Origin of the sequence: Microbacterium sp. UBA3394 (assembly GCF_002358725.1) — a bacterium.
GTDB lineage: Bacteria > Actinomycetota > Actinomycetes > Actinomycetales > Microbacteriaceae > Microbacterium > Microbacterium luteum.
In genome coordinates, this window is record NZ_DEPK01000114.1 from 1 (window position 1) to 10,722 (window position 10,722).

10 protein-coding genes are annotated in these 10,722 nt (G+C 71.6%); 7 read left to right on the forward strand and 3 right to left on the reverse strand.

Annotated features, from left to right (window positions below; all coding sequences use genetic code 11):
• On the forward strand, positions 1–357 hold a 357-nt coding region (locus B4E30_RS06900), incomplete at its 5' end, for an ABC transporter ATP-binding protein (RefSeq protein ID WP_414683191.1).
• Here B4E30_RS06900 and B4E30_RS06905 read toward each other — a convergent pair.
• Together B4E30_RS06905 and B4E30_RS06910 are read right to left on the reverse strand one after the other, a co-directional pair.
• On the reverse strand, positions 345–1,694 hold the full coding sequence (locus B4E30_RS06905; protein WP_286794223.1) for an O-antigen ligase family protein: 1,350 nt from the start codon (positions 1,692–1,694) through the stop codon (positions 345–347). The two genes, B4E30_RS06900 and B4E30_RS06905, sit on opposite strands and share 13 nt — an antisense overlap.
• A complete protein-coding gene (locus B4E30_RS06910) occupies positions 1,691–3,091 on the reverse strand; it encodes an O-antigen ligase family protein (protein WP_286794225.1) in 1,401 nt (466 codons plus the stop codon). Before B4E30_RS06910 ends, B4E30_RS06905 begins: the two co-directional genes overlap by 4 nt.
• Before the next feature lie 63 nt (positions 3,092–3,154).
• On the opposite strand from B4E30_RS06910, the gene manA reads away from it, so the two are divergent.
• The 4 genes from manA to B4E30_RS06930 all read left to right on the forward strand — a co-directional run bounded on the left by manA (position 3,155) and on the right by B4E30_RS06930 (position 9,182).
• Complete coding sequence (gene manA, locus B4E30_RS06915) at positions 3,155–4,336, forward strand: mannose-6-phosphate isomerase, class I (protein ID WP_286794227.1); 1,182 nt, start codon at positions 3,155–3,157, stop codon at positions 4,334–4,336.
• A 186-nt stretch (positions 4,337–4,522) separates the two neighbouring features.
• Positions 4,523–4,843, forward strand: coding sequence for a WhiB family transcriptional regulator (locus tag B4E30_RS06920; protein ID WP_075807113.1), 321 nt, complete (start codon positions 4,523–4,525; stop codon positions 4,841–4,843).
• A gap of 83 nt (positions 4,844–4,926) precedes the next feature.
• Positions 4,927–7,776 (forward strand): glycosyltransferase, encoded by a 2,850-nt coding sequence (locus tag B4E30_RS06925; RefSeq protein WP_286794229.1) that lies wholly within the window; start codon positions 4,927–4,929, stop codon positions 7,774–7,776.
• Positions 7,773–9,182 (forward strand): DUF5719 family protein, encoded by a 1,410-nt coding sequence (locus B4E30_RS06930; protein WP_286794231.1) that lies wholly within the window; start codon positions 7,773–7,775, stop codon positions 9,180–9,182. Before B4E30_RS06925 ends, B4E30_RS06930 begins: the two co-directional genes overlap by 4 nt.
• A 16-nt stretch (positions 9,183–9,198) precedes the next feature.
• Here B4E30_RS06930 and B4E30_RS06935 read toward each other — a convergent pair whose 3' ends face one another.
• Positions 9,199–9,639 (reverse strand): metallopeptidase family protein, encoded by a 441-nt coding sequence (locus B4E30_RS06935; protein ID WP_071044746.1) that lies wholly within the window; start codon positions 9,637–9,639, stop codon positions 9,199–9,201.
• 66 nt (positions 9,640–9,705) lie between these two features.
• Here B4E30_RS06935 and B4E30_RS06940 point away from each other — a divergent pair, with 66 nt between their 5' ends.
• Positions 9,706–9,912 carry a DUF3499 family protein gene (locus B4E30_RS06940; protein WP_071044747.1) on the forward strand — a complete coding sequence of 69 codons (207 nt, stop codon included), beginning with the start codon at positions 9,706–9,708 and terminating at the stop codon, positions 9,910–9,912.
• 52 nt (positions 9,913–9,964) lie between these two features.
• The coding region (locus tag B4E30_RS06945) for an adenosylhomocysteinase (protein ID WP_286794235.1) at positions 9,965–10,722 on the forward strand (758 nt) is incomplete at its 3' end.

Genomic DNA, 10,722 nt, shown 5'->3' on the forward strand with positions numbered 1-10,722 from the left:
CGGTTCGACGGCATCATCGAGTTCGCGGAACTCGAGGACTTCATCGACACGCCCTACAAGCACCTCTCGAACGGGATGAAGGTCCGCCTGGCCTTCGCGGTCGTCTCCGAACTCGACGAGCCGATCCTCCTCGTCGACGAGGTACTCGCCGTCGGCGACAAGGCGTTCCGGGAGAAGTGCTACGCGCGGATCGACAAACTCTTGGCCGGAGGACGGACACTCTTCTTCGTCAGCCACAACGAGCGCGATCTCCGGCGTTTCTGCGAGCGCGGGCTGTATCTCAAGAAGGGGCGCCTCGAACTGGATGCGAGCCTCGACGAGGTGCTCGACCGATACAACGCCGATTACCCCGCCTGAGCTCCAAAAGGGCCGGGTTCCGACCCGAGATCCGGAAGACCCTCAGGGTCGAGCCCGGGCGATTCCTCACCGCTGCGGAGGCGGGCGCGCCACGACCGGGACTGGCCGGCGCGCACCGCGCACAGCACGAGCATCAGCCACCCGAGGCCGGAGAGGGTGAACGACTCGAACATCGAGTCGATGAGCAGCGTCACGAGCATCAGCGGCGTCCAGGCGTAGACGACAGAGCGCCGCTCGCTCGCGTCGAGCCATGAGCGCACCAGCGCCGTGCTGCACAGCGCGAGGAAGATCAGCAGCCCCACCCAGCCCAATTGCAGCAGCACGTCGAGGTAGGCGTTGAGGCCGCTCGCGTGGTCGGCGTTCAGCACGTAGTTGAGCGCATTGAACGGCCACTCGGTGTCATCCCACGGGCCATACCACCCCTGTCCCTCGATGGGGGCGAACCGCACGTAGTCGACCATCGTGTTCCAGAGCGTCACGCGGGTGGAGAAGTCGGTGCCCGCGCCGAGGAATGCGACGATCGGATGCCGCGCGACGTATCCGATCACGAGCCCGACGATGACGACGCCACCGAGGAACCATTGCACCGCGCCGCGACGCTCGGCTCGTGTGTGCCGAACCCACGCGAGGGCGGCGACGGCGGCTCCCACGCCGACGGCGAGCACGAGCACGGTGGGGGAGTCGCTGAAGAACCCCAGCGCCCCCGCGAGCACCACCGACACGACCGACACGCCGACCCGGACCGACTGCGTGCGGTACTCGATGAGAAACGTCACAAGCGCCATGACGGCGACGAACCCGAGAAGGTTGCGCGTGCCGAAGATGCCCTGAATCGACCCCTCGGTGGCGATGTTGCCCTGCACGCCGAGGAACCGGAAGGGCACATCGAGGAGGATGCCGGAGAGGATCTCCAGGACGAGGGAGGCCCCCAGCAGCACGCGCAGCACATCGCCGAGCGCCCGCACGGTCTGCAGGGTGTCGCGCACGTGGCCGATCACGATCGCGAGGAACGCGATGCCGGCGAGCGCCACCCAGTTCCACCAGGTCTCCGAGGAATCCGAACTCCAGAACGCGCTGGCGAGCGCCCACGCCACGAAGAGCACCACCGAGACCGGCACCAGCCGCAGGAGCGAGATCTCGCGGCGCCGCGCCAGCAGCATCCCGAGCCCGAGCACGCACAGGCCCACGATGATCGTCACGTACGAGACGAGTCCGGCGGTGCGCTCGATCGCGAAGGAGGAGAAGACCGCCCCGAGGGCGGTCAGGGTATAGGCGCGCGCGAAGGGCGCCGAGGCCAGCAGGCCGGTCAGCCACGCGGTGCGCGCGGCCGGTGTCACGGCTCCTGCTTCATCAGCTCGCCCCGCTCGATCGCGAGGCGCTGCTCGATCGGCCCCTCGCCGATGTGCGGCGACTGCTTGATCTTGAACGCGAACATGACCACGAACATCCAGCCCCACAGCATGAGCGGATTCGACTCCGAGAAGCCCTGCACCAGCAGCACCGCCCCGGTGAGGGTCGGCAGCAGCGACAGCGCCGAGTAGGGCCGGTCGGCCCGCAGGTCCCAGCGCGGACGGTCGACGGCGAAGAACCACGACCGCCACACGAAGGCGAAGTAGGCGAGGCCGATGAGCACGAGTCCGATCACGCCGAGCTGGAAGAACACATCCACCCACATGCTGTGCGCCTGCATCACCGTCTGGTCGTGATCGATGATCCACCCGTCGATGCGCGCCTCCCACGGCACCCACGGCGTGGAGTAGCCCCACCCGGCCCACGGGCGCTCGCCCGCACGCGTCAGCACCGCATCCCAGATCATCTCGCGGCCGGTCAGGTCGGAGTCGCGCCCCAGCGCGGAGAAGATCAGGTCGCGGCCGAACCACAGCGTGAGCCCGCCGCTCAGGCCGATCACCGCGTAGGCGACGTAGTACTTGGTGCGCTCACCCGGTCGCTTCGCGGTGCGCATCAGCAGCACGGTCGCCAGCACCAATGCTGCGCCGGCGAGGCAGAGGTAGGCGGTCGCCGAGCCGGCACGAAGAAGCAGGTAGCCCGCGAGCACGATCCAGAACAGCTGCCCGTGCCGCTTGGGGCTCTGCGACGCATAGCGCACGGCGAACACGATGATCGCGAGCGCGGCGACGATCCCGAGCAGGTTCGCGTTTCCGAAGACCCCCTGGATGCGCCCGCCGTCGAACAGGTTGTCGCGCGACCAGTAGACGATCGGATCGACCCCCTCCGGCGCCTCCGCGAACTGCGGCATGACCGGATGCTGCAGCACGACCGACACGAACAGCTCGAACAGCAGCGACACCGACAGCACCCACTGCAGCGCCGACGAGATCGCGCGGACGAGCTCCTGCCAGGTCAGCACGCCCCCGACGAACAGGGCCTGGAAGGTCGTGAGAGCCAGGAGCGACCACGTGATCGCCGTCGCCGCGGGCCACGCCGACCACAGCACCGACGCCGCCGCGAATGCGACGTAGACCAGCGCGTACCAGGGCAGGCGCCGCCACTGCACCGGCGGGCGGATCGTGAACCACAGCGCCACCGAGACCACGGCGGCGACAACGGTTATCACCGAGGCGATGGGCACGCCGAACGCGTTCGCCCACGAGACGCCGCCGATGGCGAGGGTCAGCACGAAGATGCACCACGCGCGCAGCAGCAGGTGACCGGTCTTCTCGCGGGCGGGGGCGGCCGGCGGCGCCGACACCGGGTGTTTCGTGTGGACGGCCATCAGGTGTTCAGGGTACCGGGATCCCGGGTGAAGACGCGGTGTGCGTCGCCCTAGTCTGGAGACGTGCTGGTTCCCCTGACGAACACCCCCCGCGACTACGCCTGGGGCTCGACCGATCTCATCGCCCGCCTCGAGGGTCGCGAGCCCACCGGGCGGCCCGAGGCCGAGGTCTGGCTCGGCGACCACCCCGGCAACCCGGCGGTCACCGCCGACGGCCGCACCCTCGACGCGTGGCTCGCCGAAGAAGCCGGCGCCGCGGGAGCCCCGGCGAAGCTGACGTTCCTGATGAAGCTGCTCGCGGCCGGATCGCCGCTGTCGATCCAGGCGCACCCGTCGAAGGAGCAGGCCGAGGCCGGCTTCGCACGGGAGGAGCTGGCCGGCATTCCGCGCGACGCGGGCCACCGCACCTACCGCGACGACAACCACAAGCCCGAGCTGATCGTCGCCGTCAGCGACGAGTTCCTGGCGCTCGCCGGCCTGCGCGCGCTCGCCGACACCCGCCGGCTGCTCGAGCTGCTCGGCCCGACGGGCGCGGTGCTCTCCGCCCGCCTCGACGACGCCGATGCGGGGGCGTCCCTTTCCGCCGTCATCGCGTGGCTGCTCTCCGGCGAAGCGCAGGATGAGGTCGACGCGCTGATCCGCGCCGCCCTCGACGCACCCCGCGGCGCCGGCTTCGACGCCGAGCTCGATCTCGTTGCGCACCTGGCGCACGCCTACCCGTCCGACCCGGGTGTGATCGTGGCGATGCTCATGAACCTCGTCTCGCTCGCACCGGGAGAGGGGCTCTACGTGCCCGCCGGCGTGCTGCACGCCTACGTCGCGGGGCTCGGGGTCGAACTCATGGCCGCCAGCGACAACGTGCTGCGCGGGGGTCTCACCCCGAAGCACATCGACGTCGGTGAACTCGTCTCGGTGCTGACGCCGTCGCCCGGCCCGGCGCCCCGCGTCGAGGCGGAAGAGGTCGGCGAGGGCCTGTGGCGCTATCCGACCCCCGCGCCCGACTTCACGCTGCGCCGGGCGGATGTGGCGGCCGACACCCCGGTGCGGGTGCCCGTCTCCGACACCGCGATCCTGCTCGCGACGACCGGCGAGGTCACGGTCGCGTCCGCGGGAGACGACCTCGCCCTCACGCCCGGGCGGGCCGTGCTCGTCACGCCCGACGCCGAAGGCGCTGTACTGCGCGGTGACGGCACGGTGTTCATCGCCTCAACGGGTGTCGCCGCACCCGACGCCTCGGCCGCGTAGCCGCATCCGAGCGTCCGCTTCGTGGCCGCATCGTGATCTGCCGCGACACGCCGACGGCGCGTCGCGAAGCTTCAACCCGGGGGTGAGGCTTTACGATCTGCGACTTGACCGTGAGGAACTACACCTGTGTAATTATTCCCAACACGCGGACCGGCGTGGGGGGAAACCACGAGGTGGGAGAGCAAGATGACGGGTTACCGTTCCGGCGTTCCCGAGAATTGGTTCGTCGATCCCGTACAGCTCGGCGTGCCGGGCGTGCGACGTCCAGCCGAGACCGACGACGAGAATGCACTCGCGTGGCAGACAGACGCGCTGTGCGCCCAGACCGACCCGGAGGCGTTCTTCCCGGAGAAGGGCGGCTCGACGCGCGACGCCAAGCGCATCTGCACCTCGTGCGATGTGCGTGACGAATGCCTCGAGTACGCGCTCCAGAACGACGAGCGGTTCGGCATCTGGGGCGGCCTGTCCGAACGCGAACGGCGCAAGCTCAAGCGCCGCGCGAGCTGATCCGCCACCGCCGCCGCGGGATGCGGCGCTCCCGGCGCGTGCGCGCGACCCTCGTCGCGCCGCCCGCATAGGCTTACCTGGCCATGCCCGCCCGTGTTCATGCCCTCCTCGTGGTGCGCCCCGACGGTCGTCCGTCGGCCGCGTTCCATCTGCGCCGCACCCTCGCGGCGCTGAACGAGCAGCGGCGCCCCGTCGACGCGCTGACGATCGTGATCTGCGGCGAAGACGCCGCCGTTCGTGAACTCGCGGCCTCATCCGGTGCGGAGTCGGTCATCACCGCCTCCGCCGGCACCTCCTTCGCCGCCGCCACCACCCTGGGCACCCACCGCCTCGACGGCGACGCGGTCTGGCTGCTCGCGCAGGACACCGCCCCCGAGCCCGACGCGCTCACCCGCCTCGCCGGCGCCCTCGAGCTGGCGCCCTCCGTCGCCTTCGTCGCTCCGAAACTCGTGCGGTGGGAGGACCGCTCCGAGATCGTCTCGCTCGGAGTGTCGATGACGGCCACCGGGCGCTCGGTGGGCCTCGCCGACGACGAGCTCGACCAGGGGCAGCACGACGTGACCCACGACGTGCTCGGCTCCGACGTGCGCGGCGTGCTGGTGCGATCCGACGCGTGGCGTGCCCTCGAGGGGATCGATCCGGCCCTCGGCGGCGCCGACGAGGGGCTCGATCTCGCGGTGCGCGCGCGACTGGCCGGCTCGCGCATCTCGCTCGTTCCGACCGCGCTCGTGGCCGTCGCCGGCGACGGGGTCGCGGGCCTGCCCGCCCCGCGCAACGGCCGAGCCCGGCGCCGCGGGGCGCGCGCGGTGCGCACCGCCCAGCTGCATCGACGCCTCGCCTACGCGCCCGCTCCGGCGGTGTTCCTGCACTGGCTCTCGCTGCTGCCGCTGGCCCTGTGGCTGTCGGCGGTGTTCCTCGTGCGCAAGCAGCCGGGCCTGGTCTGGCCGCAGTGGGCCGCGGCGGTCGTCGTCGCCCTGCGCGTGCCCGCGATCGCACGGTCACGCGGCCGCATCCGTCGCACCCGCCGGGCGTCGTGGGCGCAGATCGCCCCGCTGCGGTTCACCGGACATCAGTTGCGCCAGCGCCTGGACGAAGACCGCGGCGTGGTCGATTCCGCGCCGGTGCGCGGCGAGCTGGGCTTCTTCACCAAGGGCGGCGCGTGGCTCGTGCTCGCCGCTCTCGTGGTCTCGGTCGCGTCGTTCGCGAGCCTGCTGGCGTGGCCCGTGCTCGGCGGGGGAGCGCTGCAGCCCCTCCGTGCCACCGTCGCGCAGCTGTGGGCGGATGCGACCTTCGGCCTGCGCCCCCTCGGCTGGGAGACCATCGGCGCCGCCGACCCGTTCTCGGCCGTCATCGCCGTCATCGGCTCGCTGTCGCCGTTCGAGCCGTCGCACGCGATCGTCGTGCTGTGGATCCTCGCGATGCCGCTCGCCGCCCTCGGCGGCTGGTTCGCGGCGGTGCGCGTGACCGATCGCGGTTCGCTGCGGGTGATGGTGGGGGCACTGTGGACGCTCGCGCCGATGTTCCTCGTCGCCGTCGTCGACGGGCGGCCCACCGCCGTCCTCGTGCACCTGCTGCTGCCGTGGCTGTTCTACGCCGGCTCCATCGCGCATCGCACCTGGGTCGCCTCCGGGGTGGCCTCGCTGCTGCTGGCCGCGGTGGTCGCGTGCGCTCCGTCGCTCGCCCCCGCCTTCGCCGTGGTGTGGACGGGCGCGATCATCCTGTCGGTCGCCATGCGCGGCGGAAACGGCGTCGCCCGGCTCATCTGGCTCGTCATCCCGACCGTCGTGCTCTTCGCGCCGTTGATCGTCGATCAGGTGCGAACCGGCGACGTGTTCGCCCTGTTCGCCGACCCCGGGGTGCCGTGGGCGGGCCCGCAGGTGGCGGCCGATCCGACCGGTCGGGGCTTGCTTGCCGCCGGCATCCCGACCCCGGACATGGCGGGGTGGCAGGAGTTCCTCCCCGGCGTCGCCACCTGGTGGGTGCCGCTGTTGTCGGCCCCGGTGGCGGTGCTCGCGCTCTTCGCGCCGCTCACCCAGCGCTGGGCCGCCGGCGTGACGCTGCTGGTGATCTCTGCGCTCGGATTCGGCACCGCGTTCGTCGCGGTCGGCATCGTCGTCGTCTTCGACCAGGCGCTCACGGTCGCCGTGTGGCCGGGGAGCGGGCTCAGTCTGGCGTGGATCGGCGCGGTCGGCGCTGCGGCGGTCGCCCTCGACGCCGGGCTCGCGCCACGGCTGTCTTCCGCGCGCGGGTCGATCGCTAGCGCGGCTGCGCTCGCGCTCGTGGTGCTGGCCGTGCCGTCGCTGACCGCCCTCGCCCGTGAGGCCAGCCTGCTCACCAACGGTCCCGAGAGCACCTTGCCGGCATACGTCGCCGCCGAGGGCCGCGACGACCCCGACGTGGGAACCATCCTGCTCACCCCGCAGTCCGACGGCGGACTGTCGGCCGAGATCGTGTGGGGCGGCAGCGAGACGCTCGGCGGACAGACGACCCTCCTGTCCACCCGCGCCGTGCCGACGGCGGCCGACCGCGAACTCGCCGACATCGCCGTCGACCTCGTGACCTCCACCGCCGACGACGCCGTCGACCGGCTCGCCGCGCACGGCGTCGGCTTCGTCCTGCTGGCGCCCCCGGCCGACCCCGACGCATCCGGCGCTCGCGAACTGCAGCTGTCGGCGACCACCGCGCTCGACCAGCGCAACGGCCTCGACCCGGTGGGCGATACCAGCAAGGGCGTGCTGTGGCGCGTCGCCGACGAAGTCGCGCCGCGCGCAGCCGCACCGGCGTGGGTCGCGCAGATCGCCGTCGTCGTCGGTGCCGCGCAGCTGCTCGTCGTCGTCATCGCGCTGCTTCTCGCGCTGCCGACCGCCGCATCCCGCCGTGGCGCGCGACGCACCTCGCGAATCGTCGGCCCGTACTGGCAGGAGGGCACATGAGCGACAAGCGCACCTTCCGCTGGGCGACCACCAGCGCCCGGATGCTCGTGGGCACCCTGGTCGGGATCGGCTTCGTCGTGGCCGTCGTCACCGCGGTGTCGGTGCCGTGGCCGCAGATCGACCGCACGGCGCCGTCGATCCAGGAGCGTCCCGCGGCGGAGGAGAGCATCGCCGCGTGCACGGGCGATCTGCTGGCCACCGGGCGCGACGTCGAGGATGCGGCCGGCATCGTCTCCGCCGCGGACTCCACCTTCACGCTGGGCACGAGCGAAGCCGACGCCGATCCCGAACTCACCGCGCTTCCCGCCCCCACCCTGGGCGAGGAGGAGAGCGCCGTCGCCCTGGTCGCGGAGCCCGACGGCGAGGACCGCGTCGACGTCGCAGCCGCCGGCTCCGCGACCGTCGCCGACGAAGACCTGCGCGGCTACGCCGCTTCCCCCTGCCGGCCGGCGCTGATGGAATCCTGGCTCGTTGCGGGATCCACCGCCACCGGCTCCGCCGACCTCGTGCTGCTCTCCAACCCCGGCGATGTCGCGGCGACCGTGCAGCTGACCGTCTACGGCGCACAGGGCGCGATCGAACCCCCCGGCGGCGCCGACGTCGTCGTGGCAGCCGGCAGCCAGCGGATCATCCCCCTCGCCGGGCTCATCCTCGGCGAAGCCAGCCCCGTCGTTCGCGTGACCGCCGTGGGCGCGCCCGTGCACGCATCCGTGCAGTCCAGCATCACGCGGGGCCTCATCGCCGGAGGAGTCGAGCAGACATCCGCCGTCTCCGCACCGCAGACGAGCCAGGTCATCACCGGTGTGGGCGTCGCCGACGAGCCCGAGGACGACGAGCCGGGCACCGTGCTCCGCCTGCTCGCGCCCGTCACCGACACGACCGCGACGGTGCGGGTCACCGCATCCGACGCCCTGCAGTCGGTCGTGGTCGAACGCACGATCGAGCTGACCGCGGGCATCCCGACCGAGGCGGAGCTGGGCGGCCTCGAGGTCGGTCAGTACACCGTCGAGGTGACCGGTGAGGTCGAGCTGCTCGCCTCGGTGTGGCAGGCGACGGGATCGGGTGAGGCGGCCGACTTCGCGTGGTACATGCCGGCGCCCGAGCTCGGCACGCCGAGCACGTTCGCCACCCCGGCGGGTCCCGAGCCGCAGCTCACCCTCGCGAACGTCACCGACACGGAGATGACCGTCGCGATCGCCGCGATCGACGGCTCTGACGAGCAGGAGGTCGTCGTCGCCGCGCGCACGTCGACGACTGTTCGCCTGACCGCGCGCATGGTCTACAGCATCGACGACGGCGGCGACGGCATCCACGCCGGCCTGTCTTTCAGTGGTGACGGCGCTCTCGCCGGCTACCCGGTGTGGCCGTCCGAGGCGGCCTCCGACGCGATCACCGTCTACCCGTGAGCCCGCGGGCGAAGGCTCAGAAGTAGCGGAACCGCTCGGGGCCGAGATCCCACGGATCCATGTCGAGATACTCCGCGGCCGCGCGGAACACGCAGCTCTCGATCATCATGCGCCGGTGCAGGTCGTCGTCGCGGTGCAGGTGGCTCAGCCGCTCGATGGGCAGTCGCCACACGATGATGCGCTTGCGGGTGGTGTCCACCGTCCACCGCGGAATGCCGCGATCACCGGTCTCTCCGGGCATATCGCCGATCTCGAAGCTCACGTCGCGCAGGTCGTCCCACGCCGAGCGCAGGAATTCCGCCGCCGCACCGACGGCGAGGTCGAATCGCTCGATGCGGGTGTCGATGGGAGGAAGCGGCGGGCGCACGATCGGGCTGCGGCCGACGCGCCCGTGGCGGCCGTGGCGGGCGGGCCGGCGGGCCGGTGTCGCCGAGGGCTTCGCACGTCTCCACGCCATGGCCCCATCCTAGGTGCGCGGCGCGGCATCCGGATGCTGTCGGAACCGCTCACTAGGGTGAGACCGATGCGCGAGAGACTCTGCTCCAAAGTGGGATGCGCCCGCGAGGCGGTGTCGACCCTGACCTACGACTACGGCGACCAGATGGCCGCCCTGGGACCCCTGGGTCGCGCGAACGATCCGCACGCGCACGATCTGTGCGCCGCCCACACCGATCGGCTTTCCGTGCCGCGCGGGTGGGTCGTCATCCGCCACGAGACGCTCCAGGTCTGACCGCCGGTCCGCCTCGGCATGTGCCCGCAGGCGACGTGGGATGATGGAAGGCATGTCCTCCGACACCGCCGCGCCGACCCGCACCGTTCCCGATCACGCCGTCCGCGACCTCTCGCTCGCCGGCGCCGGTCGCCACCAGCTGCGGCTGGCGGAGAACGAGATGCCGGGCCTGATGGCCCTTCGCGACGAGTTCGGCGCGTCGCAGCCGCTGAAGGGTGCGCGCATCGCCGGCTCCCTGCACATGACCGTGCAGACCGGGGTGCTCATCGAAACCCTCGTCGCGCTGGGTGCGCAGGTGCGGTGGGCCAGCTGCAACATCTTCTCCACGCAGGATGAAGCCGCCGCCGCCGTCGTCGTCGGCCCCGACGGCACGGTCGACGAGCCGCGGGGGGTTCCCGTGTTCGCCTGGAAGGGCGAGACGCTCGCGGAGTACTGGGACCTCGCCGACCGCATCTTCGACTGGTCGGCGGAGGGCTTCGACGGGCCGAACCTCATCCTCGACGACGGTGGCGACGCGACCCTGCTCGTGCACAAGGGCGTCGAATTCGAGAAGGCGGGTGCGGTGCCCGACGCCGTCGCGGGCGACTCCGAGGAGTACCGCGTCGTGCTCGAGGCGCTTCGTCGCAGCCTCGCCCGCGACCCGCAGCGCTTCACGCGCATGGCCGACGGCATCCTCGGCGTGACCGAGGAGACGACCACCGGGGTGCACCGTCTCTACGAGCTGGCCGCATCCGATCGTCTGCTGTTCCCCGCGATCAACGTCAACGACTCCGTCACGAAGTCGAAGTTCGACAACGTCTACGGCATCCG

Coding starts and splice junctions, on each gene's coding strand:
- B4E30_RS06920 (WP_075807113.1), top strand. CDS start 4,523: ATGACGGGTTACCGTTCCGGCGTTCCCGAGAATTGGTTCGTCGATCCC.
- B4E30_RS06940 (WP_071044747.1), top strand. CDS start 9,706: ATGCGCGAGAGACTCTGCTCCAAAGTGGGATGCGCCCGCGAGGCGGTG.
- B4E30_RS06930 (WP_286794231.1), top strand. CDS start 7,773: ATGAGCGACAAGCGCACCTTCCGCTGGGCGACCACCAGCGCCCGGATG.
- B4E30_RS06925 (WP_286794229.1), top strand. CDS start 4,927: ATGCCCGCCCGTGTTCATGCCCTCCTCGTGGTGCGCCCCGACGGTCGT.
- B4E30_RS06910 (WP_286794225.1), bottom strand. CDS start 3,091: ATGGCCGTCCACACGAAACACCCGGTGTCGGCGCCGCCGGCCGCCCCC.
- B4E30_RS06935 (WP_071044746.1), bottom strand. CDS start 9,639: ATGGCGTGGAGACGTGCGAAGCCCTCGGCGACACCGGCCCGCCGGCCC.